Annotated in this window: 19 protein-coding genes; 13 read left to right on the top strand and 6 right to left on the bottom strand. The window is 49.5% G+C overall.

Translation table 11 applies throughout. The features are described 5' to 3' along the window. Positions 1 to 9: 9 nt before the first annotated feature. Positions 10 to 1,383, bottom strand: a complete 1,374-nt coding sequence (locus tag E4K71_RS01275; RefSeq protein WP_135075420.1) for a deoxyguanosinetriphosphate triphosphohydrolase — start codon at positions 1,381 to 1,383, stop codon at positions 10 to 12. A 181-nt stretch (positions 1,384 to 1,564) separates the two neighbouring features. Here E4K71_RS01275 and E4K71_RS01270 point away from each other — a divergent pair, with 181 nt between their 5' ends. The 6 genes from E4K71_RS01270 to E4K71_RS01245 all read left to right on the top strand — a co-directional run bounded on the left by E4K71_RS01270 (position 1,565) and on the right by E4K71_RS01245 (position 8,109). After that, on the top strand, positions 1,565 to 2,089 hold the full coding sequence (locus tag E4K71_RS01270; RefSeq protein WP_135075417.1) for a peroxiredoxin: 525 nt from the start codon (positions 1,565 to 1,567) through the stop codon (positions 2,087 to 2,089). 84 nt (positions 2,090 to 2,173) lie between these two features. Further along, on the top strand, positions 2,174 to 2,419 hold the full coding sequence (locus E4K71_RS01265; RefSeq protein WP_135075414.1) for a glutaredoxin domain-containing protein: 246 nt from the start codon (positions 2,174 to 2,176) through the stop codon (positions 2,417 to 2,419). A gap of 67 nt (positions 2,420 to 2,486) precedes the next feature. After that, positions 2,487 to 3,842 (top strand): glutathione-disulfide reductase, encoded by a 1,356-nt coding sequence (gor, locus tag E4K71_RS01260; protein WP_135075411.1) that lies wholly within the window; start codon positions 2,487 to 2,489, stop codon positions 3,840 to 3,842. Between the two features lie 273 nt (positions 3,843 to 4,115). After that, a complete protein-coding gene (locus E4K71_RS01255) occupies positions 4,116 to 5,879 on the top strand; it encodes an outer membrane beta-barrel protein (RefSeq protein ID WP_135075408.1) in 1,764 nt (587 codons plus the stop codon). Positions 5,880 to 6,063: 184 nt separating this feature from the next. Next, entirely contained in the window at positions 6,064 to 7,425 is a 1,362-nt protein-coding gene (locus E4K71_RS01250) for a 3-deoxy-7-phosphoheptulonate synthase class II (protein ID WP_135075405.1), read from the top strand. 120 nt (positions 7,426 to 7,545) lie between these two features. Next, a complete protein-coding gene (locus E4K71_RS01245) occupies positions 7,546 to 8,109 on the top strand; it encodes a hypothetical protein (protein ID WP_135075402.1) in 564 nt (187 codons plus the stop codon). Between the two features lie 7 nt (positions 8,110 to 8,116). Here E4K71_RS01245 and E4K71_RS01240 read toward each other — a convergent pair whose 3' ends face one another. Next, entirely contained in the window at positions 8,117 to 9,493 is a 1,377-nt protein-coding gene (locus E4K71_RS01240; RefSeq protein ID WP_240796856.1) for a DUF294 nucleotidyltransferase-like domain-containing protein, read from the bottom strand. A gap of 245 nt (positions 9,494 to 9,738) precedes the next feature. Between E4K71_RS01240 and E4K71_RS01235 the strand changes: the two genes are divergently transcribed. Beyond that, positions 9,739 to 11,700 (top strand): sodium:solute symporter family protein, encoded by a 1,962-nt coding sequence (locus E4K71_RS01235; protein ID WP_135081943.1) that lies wholly within the window; start codon positions 9,739 to 9,741, stop codon positions 11,698 to 11,700. 75 nt (positions 11,701 to 11,775) lie between these two features. Here the strand turns inward: E4K71_RS01235 and E4K71_RS01230 are convergent, their stop codons facing one another. Then, on the bottom strand, positions 11,776 to 12,648 hold the full coding sequence (locus E4K71_RS01230; protein ID WP_135075394.1) for a DMT family transporter: 873 nt from the start codon (positions 12,646 to 12,648) through the stop codon (positions 11,776 to 11,778). Between the two features lie 55 nt (positions 12,649 to 12,703). On the opposite strand from E4K71_RS01230, the gene E4K71_RS01225 reads away from it, so the two are divergent. Further along, the gene (locus E4K71_RS01225) at positions 12,704 to 13,000 is read left to right on the top strand and encodes a YciI family protein (protein ID WP_135075391.1); all 297 of its coding nucleotides are present in this window, start codon (positions 12,704 to 12,706) and stop codon (positions 12,998 to 13,000) included. Positions 13,001 to 13,266: 266 nt separating this feature from the next. Then, positions 13,267 to 13,755, top strand: coding sequence for a GNAT family N-acetyltransferase (locus tag E4K71_RS01220; RefSeq protein WP_135075388.1), 489 nt, complete (start codon positions 13,267 to 13,269; stop codon positions 13,753 to 13,755). On the opposite strand, the gene E4K71_RS01215 is transcribed toward E4K71_RS01220, so the two are convergent. Further along, positions 13,752 to 14,495, bottom strand: coding sequence for an NRDE family protein (locus E4K71_RS01215; RefSeq protein WP_135075385.1), 744 nt, complete (start codon positions 14,493 to 14,495; stop codon positions 13,752 to 13,754). The two genes, E4K71_RS01220 and E4K71_RS01215, sit on opposite strands and share 4 nt — an antisense overlap. Before the next feature lie 112 nt (positions 14,496 to 14,607). Here E4K71_RS01215 and E4K71_RS01210 point away from each other — a divergent pair, with 112 nt between their 5' ends. Together E4K71_RS01210 and E4K71_RS01205 are read left to right on the top strand one after the other, a co-directional pair. Beyond that, the gene (locus E4K71_RS01210) at positions 14,608 to 14,973 is read left to right on the top strand and encodes a DUF1476 domain-containing protein (protein WP_135075382.1); all 366 of its coding nucleotides are present in this window, start codon (positions 14,608 to 14,610) and stop codon (positions 14,971 to 14,973) included. A 75-nt stretch (positions 14,974 to 15,048) separates the two neighbouring features. Continuing rightward, positions 15,049 to 16,320 (top strand): adenosylmethionine--8-amino-7-oxononanoate transaminase, encoded by a 1,272-nt coding sequence (locus E4K71_RS01205; RefSeq protein WP_135075379.1) that lies wholly within the window; start codon positions 15,049 to 15,051, stop codon positions 16,318 to 16,320. Here the strand turns inward: E4K71_RS01205 and E4K71_RS01200 are convergent. Together E4K71_RS01200 and E4K71_RS01195 are read right to left on the bottom strand one after the other, a co-directional pair. Next, a complete protein-coding gene (locus E4K71_RS01200; protein WP_135075376.1) occupies positions 16,317 to 19,322 on the bottom strand; it encodes a FecR domain-containing protein in 3,006 nt (1,001 codons plus the stop codon). The two genes, E4K71_RS01205 and E4K71_RS01200, sit on opposite strands and share 4 nt — an antisense overlap. 29 nt (positions 19,323 to 19,351) lie before the next feature. Then, positions 19,352 to 21,706: a hypothetical protein gene (locus E4K71_RS01195; RefSeq protein ID WP_135075373.1), complete on the bottom strand. Its 2,355-nt coding sequence runs from the start codon at positions 21,704 to 21,706 to the stop codon at positions 19,352 to 19,354. Between the two features lie 190 nt (positions 21,707 to 21,896). Between E4K71_RS01195 and E4K71_RS01190 the strand changes: the two genes are divergently transcribed. Continuing rightward, on the top strand, positions 21,897 to 23,600 hold the full coding sequence (locus E4K71_RS01190) for a peptidase domain-containing ABC transporter (protein WP_135075370.1): 1,704 nt from the start codon (positions 21,897 to 21,899) through the stop codon (positions 23,598 to 23,600). Next, the gene (locus E4K71_RS01185) at positions 23,597 to 24,892 is read left to right on the top strand and encodes an HlyD family type I secretion periplasmic adaptor subunit (protein WP_135075367.1); all 1,296 of its coding nucleotides are present in this window, start codon (positions 23,597 to 23,599) and stop codon (positions 24,890 to 24,892) included. Before E4K71_RS01190 ends, E4K71_RS01185 begins: the two co-directional genes overlap by 4 nt. Positions 24,893 to 24,932: the final 40 nt, after the last annotated feature.

The raw sequence follows: 24,932 nt of genomic DNA, 5'->3' as shown, positions 1-24,932 counted from the left end.
CACCTAATACTAAAGAGATACCCCTTTAATCACTTTGTATAGGTTTACGGCAGCGCGGTCACTAAGTCCAGAGACGAAATCAGTCACCTGTAATAAATGTTCATAACGGTTATCACTGTAAGTCGTTGGCAAGTCCATCATTTTCAACAAACGCTGATTTTGTGGCGTTGTTTGTGTGATATCACCTTTGCGCTGTTCAAAATCCAGCATTGCCGTTGTGAAAGACGTCAGCAATTGCCCCAAAATTTCAAAACTGGCCGTTTCAATTTCCAGCTTACGTGTGGTTCCAAAAATAGAATGACCCGCAAATTTCTTACAGGCTGCAGCCTCTTCAGCAAATGGTGTAAGCGCCAGCAGTTCGGCATTAAGCTGCCCTTTCAGCAAATCTTCTTGATGGGCGATAAACGCATCTACCGTTGCCTGTGTCAAATTGCTGATGGCTTTTGATCGCAGGAACCCCAGTTTCTCATTTTGAGGTTTTTCCCGATACCATTCATCATGAAGCAGGTTTTCCCGGCGTTCCTCAATGCTATCCCCATGTTTATGGGACCAGGCCAAGGGGGCGAGATAATGTTCCACGGCTTCAAAAGACACACATTCCATCGTCACACCATCCTCCAAATCAGCCACGCGATAACAAATGTCGTCAGCCGCCTCCATCAAATAAGCCAGCGGATGGCGACACCACAGGTTTTCTGTGCCATGTTGAATAAGCCCCAGACGATCTGCCACTTGTGAAAAAATTTCTTTTTCAGCCTGACAAAAACCTGCCTTTTTTGCCTCAATCACAGAAACGGATTTCTCAGATGCATCCCCCGGATATTTGGTAAAGGCCCCTAATGTGGCATAGGACATGCGAAAACCGCCTTCTGCACGGAAATAATCCAGTTTATTGAGAATACGAAACCCCTGTGCATTGCCTTCAAAACTTGTCAAATCAGCTTTTTGTGGGGCTGTCATCGTTTTATCAAATACAGTCTCTGCATTATCTTTAAACCACTGCCCAATGGCAGATTCCCCTGCATGCCCAAACGGGGGGTTGCCAATATCATGGGATAAACAGGCAACCTGCACGATATAACCAAAGTCATGCGGTGTGATATGTTCAGGAATATCAGTGCCGCTCTCAATCAATTGACGCCCCACCCCAAAACCAAGCGAGCGGCCAACAGAAGCCACTTCGATACTATGTGTCAGGCGCGAACGCACCCGTGCACCTTCTGACAAAGGGTGGACTTGTGTTTTATCCTGCAAACGACGGAAAAAAGAGGAAAAGGTAATCCGGTCCAGATCCAGTAGAAACGGGCTCTCTTCACGCCCACCGGCACTTGCCCCACTCACCCCGATGCGGCCACTTGAAAGCAGGTCTTTCCAATTCATCATCCGTTTTCTCCGCCCTGTTGACTGTTGCAAACACTAGCGGATTGCGCCTTTTTAAGGAACCTCTTTCATTAATAGAAAAAACCTATCAATATGATAAAAATAACTCATTTTACTAATTTTACGAACTCCCCTATCTTCCTTTTCAGACACAAACACAGACACATACTTTGGAGATAAAGACATGCAAAACCGTGTTCCTGACGTAACTTTCAAAACCCGCGTACGCAATGATGCCCTGGAAGGGGACAATCCATTTGAATGGAAAGACCTGACAAGCGCTGAAATCTTTGACGGTAAAAATGTCGTTGTCTTTGCCCTGCCCGGTGCCTTCACACCAACTTGTTCTTCCACCCACCTGCCGCGTTTTGAAGAACTTTATGATGAGCTGAAAGCCCAAGGCGTCGATGAAATCATCTGCCTGTCTGTCAACGACGCTTTCGTCATGTACCAATGGGGCCTGAAACTGGGGCGTAAAAACGTCTTCATGCTGCCTGACGGCAATGCAGAATTCACCCGCAAGATGGGCATGCTGGTTGATAAATCCAACCTTGGTTTCGGCATGCGTTCCTGGCGTTATTCCATGTATGTGGAAAATGGCGAGATTAAACAACTATTCTCTGAAGACGGTTTTTCCGACAACTGCCCAACTGATCCGTTTGAAGTGTCTGATGCAGATACAATGTTAAACTATCTCAAGAACCGCTAAGGTTCTTCCCCAAGAGGAAGGGGCATCCCCGCCCCCTTACCCCTAGCCCCTTCCTCTTTTACTTTTGAACAAAGGAAACATCTCATGGCTGTTGAAATCTATACCAAAGAAAGCTGTATCTTCTGCCAAAAGGCCAAAGCCCTGTTTCAGGAAAATGATGTTGACTATATTGAACATGATGTCAGCAGCGTGGCTAAATTCAAGGAAATGCAGGAACGCCTGCCAGAGGCCCGCACCGTTCCACAAATCATCATTGATGGTCATTTAATCGGCGGCTTTGATGTATTGGATGCCCATAAAGAACCAATTTTTGCCAAGCTTAAAAAATAACCTCGCTTGACGACCGTAAAGAACCGCTTATCTTGACTCCTAATTGATATAGAAATAGAGGCTAAAAATGTCCCAGCAATATGATTATGACCTTCTTGTTATCGGTGCCGGCTCCGGCGGTGTGCGCGCTTCACGCATGGCAGCCCAAAAGGGTAAGCGCGTGGCCGTTTGTGAAGAAGATCGCGTCGGCGGGACATGTGTACTGCGCGGCTGTGTCCCTAAAAAGCTGCTGGTCTATGCTTCTGAATATTCTTCTGCCTTTGAAGATTCTCAGGGGTTTGGCTGGAGTAGCACAAATGCTAAAATCGACTGGCCCAAACTGATTGAGACCAAAAATCGCGAACTGGATCGCCTCAACGGCATTTATAACAACATTCTCTCTTCCAACGGTGTTGAGACCCTGCAAGGGCGTGGCACAATTGTGGATCAACATACCGTCGACGTTGCCGGTAAACGCTATACAGCCGAAAATATCATTATTGCCGTTGGCGGCTGGCCGACCTTGCCCAATGTACCAGGGATTGAGCATGCCATTACCTCCAACGAAGCGCTTGATCTGGCCGAACTGCCCCGTCGCATCGTCATCGTCGGCGGAGGCTATATCGCTGTCGAATTTGCCGGAATTTTTGCAGGCATGGGCGCAGAAGTCACAGAAATCATCCGTGCAGACCGTATCCTGCGTGGCTTTGATGATGACCTGCGATCTGAGCTGGAACGTGAAATGACCAAGCGCGGCATTAACATCATGGGATCAACCACCGTGCAGTGCATCACTAAAAAAGACAATCATTATGAAATTGTCCTGGGTGATGGCGAAACCATTGAAACCGATGCCATCATGTATGCCACAGGGCGCAAACCCAAAATCGACGGACTTGGCCTTGAAAATATCGGGGTAGACATCTCTGATGGCGGTGCAATCAAGGTAGATCGTAACTATAAGACAAATGTAGACAGCATCTATGCCATTGGTGATGTCACAGACCGTGTCTGCCTGACCCCTGTAGCATTGGCCGAAGGTATGGCTCTGGTCGAACATCTCTATGGCGCAGATCGCAACAGTGTGGATTACGACAATATTCCGTCCGCAGTCTTTTCCCAACCGCCCCTCGGCGTGGTTGGCCTGACCGAAGCACAGGCACGTGAGCGCTATGAACGTGTAGATGTTTATACCTCCAGCTTCAAGGCGATGAAACATACGCTCTCAGGACGTGATGAGCGCACCTTCATGAAACTGATTGTTGATCCGGTCAGTGACAAGGTGATCGGGGCGCACATGATGGGACCAGATGCGGCTGAGATTATGCAAGGCATTGGCATCGCCATGAAATGTGGGGCCACCAAAGCCCAGTTTGACGCCACCATCGGCATTCACCCCAGTGCGGCTGAGGAATTTGTCACCATGCGTGAGAAGCGGCCTTAACAGAGAACGTCATCAACATATCCCCTTAAGTTAAAGGGCGATTCCCTAAATGAATTAGGCAGCATGTTTTTTTAACTATAGCTGCCTTTTTTCAACTTAATCAACCTGAGAGAAGCAAAAAGGCGGGAATGCACCGCGCCAATCACCACCTAAAATAGAAAAATATTTTCATTTCAATAACTTACAACCAATCCTGACTGTAATTAAATTGACTCTTGCCTTGATATGAATTAGAGATTTTCCAAACATGCAATTCTGAATTGGGGTTATAGAATGAACAAGAATCGTTTTCTTCTTGGGGCAAGCCTGTTGGTGCTTGCGACATCGGCATCTTATGCAGATGAGAGTCTATTACCAAAAGATTTGTATATTGGGGCAGGTATCGGTATCCCAAAATTCTCTGGCGGTGAAGCAGAAAGCGCTGCTGCTGATGCTGTCATCGGTTCAGAAGGGGCAACGCTCAAAGCCTTTGTTGGATACAACATCAACCCTCATTTTGCCATTGAGGGGGGCTTTATCTCTATGGGTAAAGGCCATGACGATGACCAATTCTATGACACATTTGAAGCAAAGGCTTGGGAACTCAATGCCTTAGGCCGTGTGCCCTTAACCTCCCAGTTCACCAGCTATGGTAAGATTGGTGCGGCTTTTGTCACATCCAAACTGGTTGACGGTGGTGGTGATCCAGGGATCGACAAAAAACGCTCTGCAGACCTGACCGTCGGCTTGGGTCTGGATTATCAGATGGATGAAAACCTGACCCTTCGTGCTGCCTGGGATCATTATGAAGAGATGGCAGGAATTCACGGTGGAACAAAGGCAACAGGTGTCTTGAATAACGACAGCGTAAGCTTAAACCTTATTCTCCATGGCGATCGTCCTTTCGAAGAGGTTGCTCCGCTTGGTCAAGGTAGCGACAGTGGTTTTTATGTGGGCGGAGGTTTGGCTGTGGCCGATTTTGACGGCCGCATCTGTGATGAAAGCGATGCAGGCTGTGAAAACCAAAACCCCGAAAACGAAGCCCAAGACACTGAAATGACCTGGCAAGGTTTCTTCGGCTATCAATATAACAGCTACCTTGCCGTCGAAGCTGGATATCGCGATCTGGGCCAGTATATGGTTTATGAGGATTACCCTCTGGACACCATTGACCTGACCATGTGGAATGCTGATCTTGTTGGTACCCTTCCTGTCACAGAACGTTTTGCCCTGTTGGGTAAGGCCGGACTGGTTAAATACAGTATGACTCGTACTGATATGGATCAGTCAAACAGACGTTACAAAGACAATGGTTACAGCTATTCCGTTGGCTTAGGGGCCAGCTATCAGATTGATAACCAGTTCAGTCTGCGCGCCAACTATGACTTCTACCCTGATCTGGGCAATATCACCAAACTTGCTGATGGTTTGGAGCCTGTTGGGGAAGCGTCTGTTTCTGTTTTGGGCTTGAACCTGATGTACCACATCAGCCCCATGCGCCGCGAAGACGTCACACCACTTCAAAATGTGGATAATGATGGCATCTATGTGGCCGGGACCATCGGCCTATCTGAATATAACGGCTTTGAAGGCGCATCCAGCGACTATGACACAGGTCGAGACCTGTCGTATCAAGCCATTATCGGTTATCAGTTTAATGAAACCTACGGTATCGAAGCCGCCTATGCGGATCTGGGTAAATCTGTTGATGACGATAACTCCAACGAACGTGCCGAAGCCGCAGTTGGGAGCCTGAGCGCCACATACAGCATCCCGATGACAGAACGCTTTGTCCCATTTGCCAAGGCAGGTTTAACCGCATGGCAGGTTGGCCGTGAACAGGACGATGCAGGTGCAAATGTTGTTGAACGCGATAAAGGCACAGGCTGGACCGTTGGTCTGGGTGCAAAATACGCACTTAACGAGAGCTTTGGCTTGCGTGCAAACTGGGACTTCCTGCCGAACCTGGGTCGAGAATCAGGTGTGAACCAGAGCGTTGATGACTCCGGTAAGTCTGATGTTCATAATATTTCTTTGGGTCTTTACAAACAGTTCTAAACCCAAAGTTCTTTTTTCAAGATTTCTAAGCACCCTGATATGGTTTATGTCAGGGTGTTTTTTATTGGCCTTTTCACGCAATTTTCACATTCCCGGTCCGTTTTCTTCTGGAAATCTTAACGATTCCCTTTTATACGGGAAGTTCTAGATTTTTTAAGAACAGATGAATTTAAGGATTCCTATCATGGCAAACACTTGGACCCCCGACAGTTGGCGCGCAAAACCGATCCGTCAGGTCCCGACCTATACGGACGAAGCGAAGGTAAAACAGGTTGAAGAAACTCTGTCTTCTTATCCTCCGCTGGTCTTTGCCGGAGAAGCTCGCCGCCTCAAGATGGAACTGGGCCAGGTTGCCATGGGCAACGGCTTCTTGCTCCAAGGCGGTGACTGCGCTGAATCCTTTACGGACTTCCACCCGAACAACATCCGCGACACCTTCCGCGTGCTGCTGCAAATGGCTGTGGTTTTAACCTTTGGTGCCTCTTGCCCAATCGTTAAGGTTGGTCGTATGGCAGGTCAATTTGCCAAGCCGCGCTCCAGTGATGTGGAAACACAAGGCGATGTGACCCTGCCGAGCTACCGCGGTGATGCGGTCAATGGTATCGAGTTCACAGAAGAGGCCCGCATTCCGGACCCGGATCGTTTGATCCAGATGTACAACCAGTCTGCTTCGACCCTGAACCTGCTGCGTGCACTGGCTCAAGGGGGCTATGCCAACCTGAACAAGGTCCACACATGGAACCTGGGTTTTGTTTCCGGCACACCGGAAGGCGAACGTTACAAAGACCTGTCCCAGCGTATTTCCGATGCGCTGTCCTTCATGGATGCCTGTGGCATCAATGGCGAGACAACACCGTCTTTGCGCGAAACTGAATTCTACACTTCCCACGAAGCCTTGTTACTGAACTACGAACAAGCCATGACCCGTGTGGACAGCACGCGTGATACCGAAGAATGGTATGACACGTCTGCCCACCTGCTGTGGATTGGCGAACGTACACGCTTGCTGGATGAAGCCCATATTGAATATATGCGTGGCATTGCCAACCCAATCGGCTGTAAAGTCGGCCCGACCATGACACCGGACGAGCTGATTGAACTGATTGATCTGGTCAACCCACAAAACGAAGCCGGTAAACTGACCCTGATCACTCGTATGGGCGATGGTAAAATCGAAGATGGTCTCCTGCCGCTTCTGGAACGCGTCAAAGCCGAAGGTCGTCATGTGGTGTGGTCTTGTGACCCGATGCATGGCAATACGGTTTCTGCGGAAGGCGGTTATAAGACCCGTCACTTCGACCGTATCCTGGGCGAAGTCAAAGGCTTCTTTGCCGCCCATAAAGCAGCAGGCACACATGCTGGTGGTGTTCACTTCGAAATGACCGGCCAAGACGTGACAGAATGTGTCGGCGGGACCTATGAAGTGAAAGAAGGCGATCTGGGTGATCGCTACCACACCCAATGTGACCCACGCCTGAACGCCAATCAGGCCCTGGAAATGGCCTTCCTGCTGTCTGAAGCCATTAAGGCAGAGCGCGAAGGTTAAACTTCAGTTCCTGTTAAAGTTTAAAAAGCCTTGCCTAACCGGCAAGGCTTTTTTTGATGCATTATATTGACACATAACAACCTTTAGATCATATTCATTGCACTATAATGAGGGGAAGTTATGCGCTTTATTTTTACCTTTATGATGTGCCTTATTATGGCAGCTTGTGCGACAGAAGGGATCAAAGATATCAATGGGCAAAATTACGGGAAACCTGTTTACACAAACATTTCCATAGAAAAAAGTAAAGTTACCCTCCCCGCAAAGTTGTCCCAGACCATAACTAAAATCGTTCATATCGGTATTACTCAAAAATATGTTGAAGAGATTCATATGGAGAATGGTTTGAGCATGTATGAATACCAATACCGAGGGGGCTTTCGTATTCCGGTATCAGATAAAGACTTCCAGCTAATTTTTAACGGGCATGAGGTTCTGGGTACCCCCCTGCAAATCCCCCCATGGGACCTCAAGGTGAACAAACATGATATTAAATACGCGTTTTTCCAACGCCCTTACATGCAATGTATTGCCTATAGCAAGGGCTTGGGCGAGAAATTCATGTCGCAAGGCCAATGGGGACAAAATGCCCTTATTTACGGTACCTTATGTGAAAATGGCACAAAGCCAGACTATCCAGAACGGGCCTTATCTTTGATTAAGCAAATTCAATCCAAACTATAATAGAACTTTAAAACACATCTCCGGTGAATTCCCCTTTCAGGCGTTTACGAAAGGATTCGATATTGCGCAGGGAATTGACCAGACTTTCTTTTTCCCGGTGGCTGAGACGCCGAATTTTGACAAAACGGCTCACGGGGCGGTCATTCTCAAAATCCTTGACCTGACGGCGCAACAAGAGTTGAGTCAGGAAATGAAAGGCGGAACCAAGGTATTCAGCTTCCCCATCACTCAACTCCCCAACCTCCTTTAATCCTTCAATCCGCTTTAAAGTGGAGGTCTCTGTAAGGCCATGTTTCAGGCTGAGCAGCCGCACCCCTTCAACCAAAGGCAACAAGGCACGGTATTTGAGATCCACGGTGCGTTTATTGACTTTATCATCCGGGTCATCGCGCAAACGGCCAAAAATATTAATCGCCACGCGGTGATCACGTTGAGCATGATACATTTCCTGTAAAAAGAAATGATTGCTCTGCACCATTGTCAAAACAGCATGTCGTAATTCTTCAGCCAATTCAGTTTGCCCCCAGACAGGCTGGAAATCAAAAAAGATATCCGCCAGACGCAAGGCCACAGAATTGCGTTTTTTCCCCCACAACCTGACTTGATCAATCCATTGTGGCAAGGTTTTGCGCCACAAAGGGTTAGTCGCCATCACATGACCTTGACAATAGGGAAAGCCGATTTCGTTAAGGTTGTTACACATACGTTCTGCCAATTCACGAAAGAAATGATCGACCCGGCTATGGTCTGCGTCTGGATACTCATCCAGAATAAAACCATTATCCTGATCCGGGCTGAGGTAATTTTCCCCCCGCCCGCCGGACCCCATCACAATCACGCAAAAACCAACAGGCGGTGTGCCCCAGCCTTCGGCCTCCATATGGGCAAGATTGGCACTTACAACACGGGCAATCAGATCGTCATTCACATGGCTGAGCAATTTCTGGATCAAAGGGGCTGCAACCTGATCCTTAAACATATCATGGGCCAGCTCCACCTGTGCGGATTTCACGTCACGCAAACTTTCAATCGTGCCTTCCGCACTTAAGCGATCAATTTGTTGCAAGAGATAATCCGAAGCCACCGCAATGGCCGTGGTAAGATGAAGTATCCCCACAGGCTGCGTCGCCTCATTCACCACAATCAATTCACGCAAGGCTGAGCGACGCATCCGTCCAATGGCATGATAGAGATATTCATGGGGGGCCACCGTATAGATATTTTTATCCATAACCTCGTCAATCAGGGTGTGTTCGCTGACCTTGAAGGTAATCCGTTCCACAATATCCTGATTGCGCAAAACCCCTGCCAATTTGCCATGACCATCAACAACCACACAAAAGCGTGCTGATTTTTCTGTCATTTGTGCAATAACATCCCCCACAGCGCTCCCCACAGGCACGCATAACACGCAAGGCTTCATGAAATTTTCAACACGGCGGGAAAATATTTCTGTGTGGGATCGCATAAACGGGCAGGACTTTCTCTTATAAGGATTATGGAGCCATGTATATCATATGATTATATATGATTTGTTGCATTCCGTCTCACATTGCGTAACAATCGCCCGTAAAAACAGGGGGCTTTCATAAAAATAAAAACAGGCCCGACATTCTGGGAGAATTTGTGTTGAACGAGAAGCTGTTCTGGCTGCTTGGACTCATTGCAGCTTATTGGGCCTTTTGCATTTATTTGGGAATTCGCGGTGCCCGTCTGGCACGCACGGCCAGCGATTATTTTTTGGCCGGACGCAGCCTGCCTGTTTGGGTGTTTGTTCTGGCCGCTACAGCAATATCATTTTCCGGCTGGACCTTCCTTGGCCATCCCGCAATGATCTATCGTGATGGCTTTCCTTATGCCTATATCTCGTTTTTCACCATTATGATCCCGCTGACCGGGGTGATTTTCCTCAAACGCCAATGGATGCTGGGCAAACGCTTTGGCTATGTCACCCCTGGGGAAATGCTGGCCGATTATTATAAAAGCGATCGCATTCGTTTCCTCACCGTGATTGTCGCCGTCCTGTTCACCATCCCCTTTATGGGGGTACAGTTGGGGGCAGCAGGCTATCTGTTTTATGTGCTGAGTGACGGGTTAATCAGCACCACAGTAGGCACCTTGTTACTGGCTTTGGCTGTTTTTCTCTATGTGGTTTATGGCGGGATGCGTGCGGTCGCCTATGCCGACAGTTTTCAATGTATCTTGCTTGCCGTTGGCGTCATCCTGACGGGCGGCATTGCCATTTATGCCATTGGTGGCCTTGATCCTTTGCTCACCAGTTTTGAAAAAATGGGCAGTTCTGAATTCGGCCTGTGGGGCACAACCAAAGGAGCCGGAGGCGGCAATTATAATTCCTACCTCGCTGTTCCCGGCGTCATGCAAGGTGTTAGCGGGGTTGAAGAAACCACCTACAGCGGTGGTCCCTGGACTGGCATGATGATCCTGACCTTCCTCATGGCGATGATGGGGGTACAGGCATCACCTGCTTTTTCCATGTGGAGCTTTGGCAACAATTCCCCCAAACCATTTGCCCCACAACAGGTTTGGGTATCTGGCCTGATTTTGGGTGGATTATTGTTTGTGGTTTCCATCGCCCAAGGCATGAGTACTCATCTGCTGGGGGCAACCCCATCACTGGCAGGCAGTGGTGTGCCCATTGACTGGAGTCTGCCTACAGATATTTCAGATACCCCCGACACGCTTGTGCCTTATATCCTGACCATGGTGCAAGACCACATGCCGTGGCTGGCTGCTTTTCTAGGTGTTTGCGCCTTGGCCGCCATGCAATCGGCAGGCGCAGCTTATATGTCTACCGCCGGGGCCATGTTAACCCGAGACATCTATAAACACCGCCTACAACCCCAGGCCGGACACAGCATTCAAAAGTTCGTTGCCCGCGTCAGTGTCCTCTTTATTTTACTTGGTGCCCTTGTGGTGGCGCTGACCAATAAGGATACCCTTGTATTACTGGGGGGCATGGCCGTCGCCTTTGGCCTGCAAATGTGGCCTGCCCTGCTTGGGGTATGCTGGATTAAATGGTTTACAGCACGCGGTGTCTGTGCCGGACTGGTTGTCGGCTTGCTCGCTGTTTTCTTCACCGATAATTACGGTGTTGCCCTGCTTGATCTGATTGGGCTGGACCTGTGGGGACGTTGGCCGCTGACCATCCATTCCGGGGGCTGGGGCATTGTGCTGAACCTGCTGGTCTGTGTTGGCGTTTCCGCGATAACACAAAAAGAAGATAACCTGACGCATAAAAGTACATTCCATACTTTCCTGAAAGAACATGCCGCCCTGACACCGAACAAACGTAAACTCATCCCGGTTGCATGGTCTGTGACCATCATCTGGATTTTCTTTGCGATTGGCCCCGGTGTGGTGGTGGGCAATGATGCCTTTGGGGCACCCACAGCCGGGCGAGAAGGTTGGCTGTTTGGCATCCCGTCCATCTGGGCCTGGCAAATTATGTTCTGGCTGCTGGGTGTCGCCCTGTTGTGGTTCCTTGCTTACTTCATGGAAATGTCCACCGTGCCCGAACAGGAAATCGAAGCCTTAAGTGAAGATATCGCTGATCCGGGACTGGGCCATTAAGCATCATAGTGTCATTCCCGACCTGATCGGGAAACTGTCAAATCAAAAAGGTCCCCGCATTTGCAAGGACAACACTTAGGCGTGCTTTTTCGCCAGCTTGGCTTCCCGCCTTGCAATATAAAAGGTCGCGCTAAAAATCACCACGGCCCCCACCCATGTCCACAGGTCCGCCAGCTCATCAAAAAACACATAACCGATGAGCGAAGCAAAGATCATGTGGCTGAATGTATAGGGCATGGAAACCGAAGCATCAGCGGCCTTTAAAGCCTGCGCCATGCCAATTTGCCCACTGGAGGCAAAGACACCCATGGCAATAAGCCAGGGGTAATGTTCCGGCTCAGGCCAGACCCAAACAGTGGAAGCTCCAATCAAGGACAGGGGCGACATAAACAGCCCCATATAAAATACAATTGCCCAAGGGTGTTCTGAACTGGTGAGATGCTTCACCGATAAAAAGGCCGCTGCGATAAAAACAGAAGAAGCCAGAATCACCAGCATCCCCGGAGCAATCTCTTCAATACCGGGGCGAATAATGATAAGCGCCCCGATAAACCCGATGATCAACGCCATCCAACGATGCATGCGCACCACTTCGCCTAAAAACAACACAGCCCCTAATGTGGTGAATAGGGGGACGGTGAAGCTCAACGCGGTGGCATCAGAAAGCGGGATCATGGTCACACCTAAAAACCAGCACGACATGGCAGCTGTACCAAAAAGGGCACGCACCCCATGCATCTTGATACGCTTTGTCTTTAAAATGGAAAGACCTGCCCACCAGACAAAAGGCAACATAAACAGCCAGCCGAAAAAGTTCCTGAAAAACACCATTTCGAGGGCAGGAATTTCACCAGAAAGATGACGGATCATCCCCGATAAACAGGCCATGGTGATACAGAAAAACAGCACCCAAAGGGCAGCGCGTGTGGTGGGAGAAATAGTTTCCATTAAAACTAAATACTACGCTATGATGGATTAGGCTATAAACTTTTAGGATGTGACCATGCAGTTTCTAGTTGTTGCAAAAGACGGCAAAGACCCCGATGCGCTTGAGCGTCGCCTTGTTGCACGCCCAGCCCATTTTGAACGGGCACGCCTGGAAAAAGAAAAAGGTGTTTTTATTCTCGGCGGGGCGATTTTAGATGAGCATGACCAGATGGTTGGCTCCAGCCTCTATTTAGAACTTCAAGATGAAGATGCCCTCAAACAATGGCTGGCTGATGATCCTTATAGCCAGCAAAATGTCTGGCAATCTTTTGAAATCCATAAAATGAGAATTGCAAAACTGGATGATGCCTAGGGTCAGGACCTCTTAATTTATTGCGTTTGGTTTGTAAAAAATGTCGCAAGGCAAGGAAATGACTTGCAGGAAGAGTATTTCTCTTTCAAAAGTCATTGACGTGGCCTTTGCGTCATTTTCTACAAATCCCGAAGGGACGGGCTAAAAATAAAGGTGGCTAGCGTTATAAAACTCTTGCAGTGGGTGGCACTGCGGCGAGTTTCATGCCTAATCCGCCTTTATTTTTAGCTCCGCCAAACTCAGTAAATTAAGAGGTCCTGACCCTAATGAAAATCAGCCCCTTTGAAGAAAAAGACTGGAACGCCGTCTGGTCCCTGATTGAACCTGTTTTTCGTGCTGGGGAAACCTACCCCTACCCCCGCGATATCAGCAAAGATCAGACCTATCAAAACTGGATTATTGCCCCCAAGGCGACCTATGTTTGCGTGGATGACGACGGGCAAATTCTGGGCACCTATTACATCAAGGCAAACCAGCCCGGCCAAGGATCGCACATTTGTAATTGCGGCTATATCGTTTCTGAACAGGCACGCGGGCGCGGTGTGGCCTCAACCATGTGCACACATTCACAGAAAGAAGGGAAGCGCTTAGGCTTTCATGCCATGCAGTTTAATCTGGTCGTGGCAAGCAACGAAGGGGCCTACCGCCTTTGGACATCTCTTGGGTTTGAAACCATGGCACGCCTGCCCGATGTTTTCGACCACCCCACCCATGGATTTGTCGATGCCTATGTCATGTATAAGAAACTGACTTAAATCTGAACGTCATCAAAGGGCGTATCGCTTGGCTTGCCGGGGCTGAATTTCCAAATGGGTTTGCGCTCTTTTTCCCAAGGTTTGGGGATTGCCAACAAACTGGATGAAACGGTTTCAAAACCAAAGTCTGTTTCAATCTGCATGGCACTTCGCGCATCACCAATGCTTTTACGGCTCGACAATAAAGCCGTCCAGCTCATCCAGTCATCGCTGTTTGGATCAGGGGCTGGTGCACTTCGAAAACGTGGCAGGTGCAACTGAAGACGATCTGATTTTTCCTTATCATTCAAATCATGGGCTGACAGCATGGACAAGCCATCTTCAATTTCCACCGTCTGAATGGTCATCCCGTCATTCTTGATCCACCAGGCCGTCTTGTAATCGGCAATCACCATATTAAAGGGACGATAAGCTTCCGGGTTTAGGTCTACAAAAGCTTCTGCGGCGATTTCGGCCTCCGCATGCTCCAGTGCTTCTAAGGGCAATTCACCACGGGAACGAAAATCAGGATGACTGCCAAGCGTGCCAAAACGATTAAGCACACAGGCAACAACCCCATCATCATTGATCCCCAGCCAAGTGCCGCCAGCTTCCTCATCCAGCCCGGCAACCACATGGGGGCGATCAGCCCAATGGCGCATGGGAGGCTGCGAAGGGCGGTTTCTCATCTCATCACGGTTCGCCCCGATTAACAAAGGCCAATCATGATCAGGTCGACGTAATATAACAACAGTACACATGCGTCAGTTTCCCATATTTTTTCATATTATTTAAACCGTATTTGCTTGTCTTGACCAGTGAAATGCATATATTTTTTATAGAGTAATAAATTAAAAAGAATTGGGGAGAATCATGAGTGACATCGCACGCGCCATCCAGGAACGCGAACAAGCCTTTGAAGCACAATATAAACTGGATGAAGAACAGAATTTCAAAATCCGTGCCCGTCGTGACAAATTATTTGGCACATGGGTTGCTGAAAAAATCGGCCTGCAAGGCGAAGAGGCTGAAAGTTATGCCCTCAAGGCGGCTCAACTTGATCTGGAAGCCGCAGGCGATGATAACCTGATTACAAAAGTCACTGCAGATCTTGATGAAGCAGGCAAAAGCGTCAGTAATGCTGAATTGTTAGCCGCTCTGACCTCTGCCCTGACAGATGCCCAGAAATCCTACCGCGATGAATACCCGGCCCCCCTTGATGGTGATCACCGTCTCTAAGTATTTTTAAGTTCATGAAAAGCACTACCTTATCTGTGCATAAGGTAGTGCTTTTTTCATATAAGGATATTCCCCATGACAGCCCCCAAATGGTTCACTGACGGTTTTCCCCATATCTGGCTTCCCTATAGCCAAATGCAAACCACCCCGACCCCGCTGGCTGCCCACGCGACAAAAGGCTGCACCATCACACTGGAAGACGGGCGCGAACTGACCGATGGTATTGCTTCGTGGTGGACCGCCTGTCATGGCTATAACCCGCCCCATGTGATTGAAGCTATGAAGGCACAGCTCGACCTCATGCCTCATGTCATGTTTGGGGGCCTGAACCACGAACCTGCCCTGAAACTGGCCAAGCGACTGGCAGATATGCTTCCCGGTGATCTCAATCGTGTTTTCTTTGTAGATTCCGGTTCAGTTTCCGTCGAAGTCGCCATGAAAATGTCCATCCAGTACTGGATCAACAAAGGCATCAAGGGCCGTTCAAAATTCGTCTCTTTCAAAGATGGTTATCATGGGGACACATTGGGCTGTATGTCCATTGCTGACCCGGAAGAAGGTATGCATCATGTCTTTAACGATGTCTTGTTTGACCAATTTGTCATTGATGTACCGCGCACAGCAGAACAACTGGCCCAATTTGAGACATTTCTAGAAGCCAACAAAGACCAAATTGCCGGTGTCATTACTGAACCTTTGGTCCAGGGGGCTGGTGGCATGAAAATGTTCAGCCCGGATGTTCTAAAAAACATGTGTGAAACAGTTCAGAAACATGGCTTGTTGTTTATTGTGGATGAAATTTTCACAGGCTTTGGCCGCACAGGCAGTATGTTTGCCATTGACCATGCCGAAATTGTCCCCGATATCATCTGTCTGTCCAAAGCACTGACAGCCGGGGTTTGTCCATTGGCCTGTGCGGTGGCCCAGGACCATATTTTTGATGCGTTCCTAAGTGACAATTTTGATGATGCGCTTCAACACGGGCCAACCTATATGGCGAACCCGCTGGCCTGTGCAGCTGCCAATGCCAGCCTTGACCTGTTTGAAAGTGAACCCCGCCTTGAACAGGTTGCCCATATCAACAAAAAACTCACACAAAACCTTGCCCCAATGGCAGAGATCAAGGGCGTCAAAGATGTGCGTACCCTTGGGGCCATTGGTGTGGTTCAGGTTGACGATATCAAAGACAGTAACTGGTTGAAAAAACGTTTTGTTGAAGAAGGCGTCTGGCTACGCCCGTTTCGCGACATCATCTATCTCACCCCCGCCTTCACCATCAGTGATGATGAACTGGATAAACTGACAGATACAATGATGAAGGTCCTGACGCAATGGTCTGAACTTTAATGCTCTTCAATATCCCCGGCCACAACCGTTGCCGTACCCACATTGGCAACAACGGAATATCCCCCTGCTGCCGTACCATTGTTATCAACAAACACATCGCCATTATCATCAACAATGATGTTGGAACTGGCTGATGCATTGGTGCCATCATAAGTACCTGAAATCTGCTCAAACTGGATGGTACCGGCTGATAGGGAAAAGCTCGCCATATCAATGGAAATTTTATCTGTCCCGGTTGTGAAATCGGTAATCACATCGCTACCGCTGGACACATCAAAGGCAAAGGTATCGGCCCCATCGCCACCCGTCAGGATATCATTACCATATCCGCCCACCAACGTATCATTACCCAGTCCGCCAGATAAAATATCATTCCCCCCACTTGTATCTGACAAGAAGGGATTGCTCACCATGAAAATATCATGTTTGCTGTTACCATCACCAACAACCAGGTTGGTCGATGAGCTTTGAAATAAAATGCTCTTGCCATCGGCGGCAATATGGGGCTGAAAAGCACTGCCATCCCCCAAATCTCCCATAGCCGATGTGTCTAGAACCTCAATCTTTCCGGTACTGATTTGCTTGATATAAATATGTGATCCGGATGTGACACCAGACACCAGATTTGTGGCAAGCGATTCAAAAACAACAAAATCCCCATCATCGGAAATCGTCGCATTATAGGAATGGTTGCCTGTGGCTTCTCCACCAGCTGAGTCCGTATTCACCCGAATGGTATCGCCACTGACCGTATCGCGCCTGAAAATATCACGCAGCGCATTCGTATCGCCCCCAACCAAAGCCGTCGCATCAGATTCAAAAACAACATAACGACCATCAGCGGTAATCGACGGATTATAAGAATTTGATCCGGTCATCAACGCTTCGGCAGAATCAACAGATGCAATATCGCTCACCTTCTGGGTTGCCACCTCATAGATGAAGATATCATATCCCGTATTGGTATCATCTGAGGCATTGTCCGCATTGGAATCCCACAGGTCATTTGCTTCACTTTGAAAAACAATCTTGCTGCCATCCCCGGAAATCACGGCTTGCGTTGATTGCGCCCCCCCGGTTCCCAAGGTTGCCGTTACATTGCGGCTAACCAAATGAAGGGAATCATCTGTCATATTTTTCAGGAAGATATCATACCCTCCATTTGTATCCGTGGCAGAAATATCTGAGGCAAAATTCGTTGCATATGTGCTAAACACCACCAGATTTCCATCATCTGAAACAGACAGAATTTTAGAAATATTATCCCCTTCAGTTGTCCCATCGCTAAGAGTGCTGACTTTTTTCACCTCTCCTGTAATCAGGTCTTTGCGATAGACCTGTGAGTGAGAGCCCGCTCCCCCATCCAAATTGGTCGCCAATGACTCAAAAAGCAGATAGGTCCCATCACCTGAGACAATGCCATTATAGGATGCTGCGTTTCCTGCAACCCCACTGGCATTGGAACTCCCTAACACAAGGTCGCCCTGCTTTTTCACATAGATATCATCCACACTATTGGTATCATCGCTCACCAAAGATGTTGATCCGGTCCCAAATACCGTAATCAGATTTCCTGCGGTATCTGCAAACAGCCGGGTTGGCAATGTCGCCAATGACACATCTGTTGCCGGACTGATTTCCAGCCCCAGTGAATCTGTACTGATCCGCCCAATAATGGGGGCATCACCATAGATGGTATCATTTCCATCTTCCCCATAGATGATATCATTCCCGTCATCCCCCATGACCCAATCATCACCACCCGCCATGAAAAAGGTTTCATCCCCCTCACTTCCCAGGCGCTGTTCTCCCGCTGCCGTGCCATTGATGACATTTGCCGCTGTGGTTTCTGGAGCAGGGCCTGCATCAGGCGGGGGCAAATCAGGAGGTGTATCATCATCGGGCAGTGGCGGGGGGAGTTCCCCACCAAAATCGGTCAATAAACGATTGGGATCAACCAAACCCAAATCATCAAAGCCCAGTCCAATATCATCACCGGCAAAAGGGTGGCCTTTTTCATCAAAGACACCATCCTCACCTGCTCCACCGATCAAATCCCCTTCACCATCCCCCCCTACAATCGGGGTCTCACCAAGGGGACCGCCCATATCCGCAAACATAGGTTCGGTTTCAACAACAGATTCGGGGCGTTCTTCTTGAAGGGCTTCTTCTTCCTCAACGGCGACAAGCTCTTCTTCAGCGTTGGCCTCACCATCATCATCGTCTTGTGCGTTTTCTTGGGTTTCTTCAACGCTTTCTTCTGCGGTTTCGCCCTCGCCTTCTTCCCCTTCACTTTGCGTCACATCGGCTTCATTTTCCCCACGCCGCTTGGGCGGAGGGGGCAAAACAGACAAGGCACTGCCATAGGCTTGTTGAATCTGTTCAGCACTCATCACAATGGGGGGAGGTGGGGCTTCAAATCGGCTGGTCATGGCAACCGATTGATTGGGCTGGTTTAAGACCTGAACACCGGCATCATTGCGCACAATGATTTCACCCAGCTGACCATCGTCTTCAGGCATCAGGGTAATCTGGTTTTCAGACCCTTCAGGCGCTGCAACACCTGCCCCTTTGGTCCCACGCACACCAATACTGGCAACGGGTGTATTCAACACCATTGCCTCATCCCCGGTTTTGGAGATTTGGCCGGAAACAAAAGAAAACACCCCGTCAGCAACACTTAAAGCCAAAGAGCCACTTTCCCCTTCCGGGTCATAGACCATTTCATCAATGACAAGCTGCGCGCCTTCGCCCAGTGCAACTGTGGTGTCATCGGCAAAAATCAACCCGACATTTCCCTGTGCACTGACCTCCAGCGTATCGCCCATATAAATGGCATCACCCTCATTCAGGTTTTCAGTTTCCCCGCTTAAACGACGCACCGTAACCGTGCCGTTAATCGTTTCAACCCGACCTGCGGCTTCACTTGATGTGGCAAGCTGTGCAAGTTCGACCCCTTGCTCACCCATTTGGTTAAGGTCAAACATCATATCGTCAGCCATGTCTTTCTCTTCCTTGACGATACATCCTGTTACTCCGACAATTCAACATCGCTGGCCGTTACGGTGGTGCCTGCGCCCACACTGGTCACAATGGAATATCCACCTGCGGCCGTATCATTGGTATCAACCCAGATATCCCCGTTACTATCCTGAATCACATTGGACCCGGTTGTCGCATTGGTGCCGTCATAGGCCGTAGCGATGACTTCATAATTAATAGATGTAATACCATAACTGGCCTTATCAATGGAAATCACATCCTCACTGGTGGTGAAATCGGTGATGGTGTCGGTTCCTTGTGAGGCAATAAAATGGAATTTGTCCGTACCGCTTCCACCTGTCAGCTGATCATTACCAGCCCCGCCCCATAACATGTCATTGCCTGTTCCACCATCCAGCACATCAACCCCGTCAAAACCATATAAACGGTCATTGCCCGCAGCAGATGTCATATTATCAGCCCCATTTGATCCCATCAACAGGTCATGGCCCGCAGTGGCCTCACTGATAGAAGTATAAAATGTGAACGTCACACTCGCCCCGGCAGCCAAACTGGTTTCTTCAAAAGTCATATGGATGGTTAAATCCCCAGACGCACCATCCGGGTCTGTGGGGGTGTCATAAACAGCCGCATTATTGGGATCATACTGCCAGCTTGTCGCAGATGTCCGTGCATTGGCATCTTCCGAGAGAAAACCGACATGATCCCCGGTCATCGCCCCTTTGGCAATCACAGCAGCAGGTCCGGGATTAGTCGGGTTATTCAACACATCATTATCGGTCATGGTTGAACTGTCCTGATCAGGGTCTGCAATGCGCATATAGCGCAGACCGCTTAACGTCCCCCCGGATGTATTGGTAATGGTGACTTCGGTTGTAAAGAAAGTTGCATCCTTATCGTAAGAGATCACCTGACTGATCTCAGCAAAATCCGTTGATCCGCTTGAGGTTGCCGATAAGGTTGTCCCCCCAGATGTATTAAACGTTTCCATCGCAATATCGCTATGACCTTCACGTGCGATATTCTTGAGCGGTGTCGCCAGCCCGCTATGGGTAAGCACAAATCCTTCGGTGGGTGTTCCCGGCAGAAAATAATCCTCGCTTACGGCCTCCCCACTGTCAAAGCCATCCTCATCGGCCAGCATGGATAAGTTTGAATAGGTCGAATTATGAAAGGCATCCGGGGCTGCATCCGTTGTCCCCAAAGAGCCGGCTTCGGCAATCCCCAGCTCCAGATAAGTCCCTTGCAAAAACACATCGCCACTCACCACGGGTACAGCGGGCGGCGGAGATGTCGGTGCTGGGGTCGTCTCCTTTGATGTATCCCCCTCATCAGGCGGGGGTGGGGGCAGCAGGTCAAACGGTTCGCTCAGAACGAACTCACCAAAATCAAATGTGTCCCCGGCTGTGACAAAACCATCCGGCCCCAAACCGTCATGGCCTGCCCCGCCAATTAATTCAGCTTCGCCCTCGCCACCGACAATCGGGGCACCCAAAGCCCCACCTGTTTCAGCGAACATGGGTTCGGGGGCCTCTTCGGGAGGCAGTTTTTCTTCTTCGCCTTCAACAAATTCTTCACTTGCTTCCTCTGTTCCGGCTTCCGCCTCCACTTCCCCTTCTTCGACGGCCTCTTCTTCAATTGCTTCTTCAGCAGTCTCGGCTGTGTCCTCGCCTTCACCCTCAGCCCCGTTTTCCCCATCTGTTTTACGTTTGGGTGGGGCGGGCATGACGGACAAGGCCGTGCCATAAGCTTGCTGGATTTGTTCAGCACTCATCACCACGGGGGGAGGCGGGGCTTCAAAACGGCTGGTCATCGCCAAAGACTGATTGGGCTGATTTAAGACCTGAACACCAGCATCATTGCGCACCACAATCTCGCCTAAATGGCCATCGGCTTCCGGCATCAGGGTAATCTGGTTTTGCGACCCTTCCGGTGCAGCCACACCTGCGCCTTGCGTCCCCCGGATACCAATGGTTGCCACAGGCGTGTTCAGCACCATGGCTTCATCCTGCGTTTTGGCAATCTGCCCGCTGACGAAGGAAAAGACCCCTTCTGCGATACTGAGAGACAAAGATCCGCTTTCACCTGCCGGATCATAGACCATTTCGTCGATTAACATCTGGGCACCAGAACCCAGCGCCACGGTGGTATCATCGGCAAAGATCAACCCGACGCTGGCCCCGTCAGCCACATCAAGGTTGTCGCCCATAAAAATAGCATCGCCTTCGCGCAAAACAGCCATTTCGCCATTTGCACGTTGCACATTTACAATACCACTGAGAGTTTCGATACGCCCTGCAGCCTCGCTACTGCCAGCCAGCTGCGCAAGTTCAACACCCCTGTCGCCCATGGCGTTGAGGTCAAATAATCTATCTTCAGGCATTTTTTTGCGTCCTTCTGGAATATGCCGTCATTTATGTTTCCTTTCTGGAAATCAAACTGATTATAGCGCCTTCTGGTCAAATCTTCAATCTTTGGTTATTTCCCCTCTAAAAAAGGGGCTTAATGAAAAATAAATCTTTATCTGCCAGCCATAATGGGTTGAAATAAGACGAAACTTAAAGGTACGAAGCATGGAAGACGACGGCGATAAAGAGGTTTCAAAAGCCATTTTTGCCCCGATCTTTCCGATTTTAGGGGAGATTTTTGCCGCGACATTGGTCATCAATGTGCTGGCTTTTGCGATTCCCGTCTTCATCTTGCAAGTTTATGACCGGGTGATTGCTCAGGCAGGTATTTCCACCTTGCAGGGCCTGATCCTTGGCATGATCGGGGTGATTGTTTTTGATTTTATCCTGCGCCAGGCCCGTTCCGGTTTGTTGCAAAATGCCGCCATGCGCATTGATGCCACCCTTGCCAAACAACTGTTTAACAAATTCACCAGCCTGCCTTTACGGATTTTAGAACATCGCCCCAGTGCCTTTTGGCAATCCCTGTTTCATGATGTGGATAATATCCGCACCGCCCTTTCCGGCATTGCTGTCATCCTGCTGGCTGACCTGCCCTTTAGCATCATTGGCATCGCCTTGATTGTGGCCTTAGCCAAACCATTGGCATGGGCCTTGTTGATCATCGTTCCCCTATTTATTTTACTGGCTTTTCTATCAAGCTGGTCCGCCAAACAATCCACCAAGCAAGAACGTAGCGCCACCATGCGCCGAGATGCCCTTGTTTCAGAAATGATTGCAGATCGCACCACCATCAAATCCCTGGGCATGGGTGGGTATCTGGGCAAAATTTGGGAAGAGCGTCAGGCCAAAACCATTGACAGTTCCATCAAAAAAGCAGCCCGCGCTGATCGCTATCATAATCTGGGCAAGACCCTGCTGCTTTCATCCACCGTTGCCCTGACCGGTTTTGGGGCCATTGCCATCATCAATCAGGAACTCACCGTTGGGGCCTTGATTGCCGCCAATATGCTGGTCTCACGGATTTTACAGCCGTTAAACCAGCTCGTCCTGCAATGGAAATCCTTAAGTGCTGCACGCCAGTCTTACAAACGGGTGATGAAGGTACTGGACTATCCCGAAGACTTGCAAGACCCTGCCCTGACCCTGGAACGCCCCCAGGGCAAACTGACGATGGAAGGCATTGCCTTTCATTTTGCCGATGAAGACAACACCCCTGTCATTCGGGGTATCGGGGCGACATTGGGCGCAACCGGGCTTCATGCCATTGTCGGTCCCAACGGCAGTGGCAAAAGCACCCTTTTAAAATTGATACGCGGCCTCTATCCCCCCCATGCCGGGCGCATTATGCTGGATCAGGCCGACATGGCCCAGTTTAGTGATCGTGAGAAACTACAATGGTTTGGCTATCTTCCTCAGGATACCCGACTGCTCAGCGGTACCATTAAAGACAACCTGTCCATGGGGACTACCCCGCCCAGCGATGAAGACATTATCAAGGCTACCCAACTGGCCGGCATTCATGATGAAATCATGGCTATGAAACATGGCTACAACACTCAAGTGGGCGAATATGGGGATAATCTTTCAGGTGGGTTGCGCCAACGTCTAGCCATTGCCCGCACGCTGGTTGCTGACCCGGTGGTGCTTTTGCTGGATGAGCCGTCAAACAATCTGGATACAACAGCAGAAATCAGGCTGGCCCGCTTACTCAAAAAACTTGCCAAAGAACGCACCGTCGTCATGGTGACACATAGCCTGAGCCTTCTGCAAGTTGCCGATAGCATCATGGTTTTAGAACGCGGACAGATCAAGGCAGGGGGCAAAGCCAGTGATATCCTGCCTCGCCTGACAGGAGTACGCCGATGAGTGCTCTTCATAAACTGATCAAAAAGAAGAAAAAGTCAAAATGGCTCTATCCCTCGCGCTTTATCATTCTCTTGCTTGGTGCGGTGGGCTATTGGGCCCATACCACCATTTTGGATGAAGTCGCTATCGCACCGGGCCGTGTGGTGCCAGAAAGCAAGGTCAAAACGGTTCAACATCTTGAAGGCGGTATTATCAAAGAGCTTAATATTACCGAAGGTTCTGTGGTCAAACAAGGTGATGCCTTGATGGCGCTGACCCTTGGGGTGGGCAAGCTCAACGAACAAGAGCTGCTGACTGAACTGGATGGTTTTCGCCTGGTCGAAGCACGCCTGTTAGCCGAAAGCAAGGGTGCAGACCGCCTAACCTTCCCCGCAGACAGTATGCAGCGCCGCCCCCAAATTGCGGAGCGCGAACAAACCGCTTTTGAAGCCCGCCGTTCTGAACTGTCCGGGCAGCTCAGCGTTATTCGCAAACAGATCAAACAAAAAGAACTTTCCATCGGATCACTTCGCACCCGGCGCAATGCCGCCACCAATAAGCTTGCGATTAGTGAAGAAAGTCAGGCCCTTGCCCAAGATGCCATGAATAAAGGCATGGGCATGCGTGCTGAATACCTTGAACTCAGCTCACAGGTTGAAAGCCTGCTTGGTGAAATTCGCACCATTGATGCTGAAATCCCGGCAGCACACGCCGATATTGAAGAAGCCAGAGCACGGCTGAATGAGACACGCCTGAAATATCGCCGCAAAGCCTCTGATCAACTCAGTAAAGTGGCACGCGAGATTTCCAAGATTGAAAAAGTCTTGAGCGAAGCGACCGAACAAGAACAACGCACCGTTATCCGTGCCCCCATTGATGGCACAGTGAAAAACCTGAAATACACCAATATGGGGGCTGTGGTGCGCCCCGGTGAACCGATTATGGAACTGGTTCCGGTGCGTGACAGTCTGGTAGTAGAAGCACGCCTTAGCCCAACAGACCGTGGCTATGTTCAGCTGGGCCTTCATGCCAATATCAAGGTCAGTGCCTATGATTTTGTACGCTATGGTGCCCTACCCGGTCAGGTTATTCAAATTGCGCCAGATACCGATAAAACCGAAGACGGCACGCCTTATTACCGGGTCATTATCGCCACAGAACGTACGTTTTTGGGCGATGGTGCCATCACCCGCTTGCCCATTACCACAGGGATGGAAACTCAGGTGGATATTGTCACAGGGAAACGCAGTGTACTGGAATATTTCCTGCGCCCGCTGTTGCGCCTAAAAGACGAAGCTTTTCGGGAAAGATAAACCCTTCCGTTAATCATATTTTAAACCTTCCCCTATATCG

This window comes from Terasakiella sp. SH-1 (assembly GCF_004564135.1).
Lineage (GTDB): Bacteria > Pseudomonadota > Alphaproteobacteria > Rhodospirillales > Terasakiellaceae > Terasakiella.
This window is presented reverse-complemented; position numbering and strand designations above follow the sequence as displayed.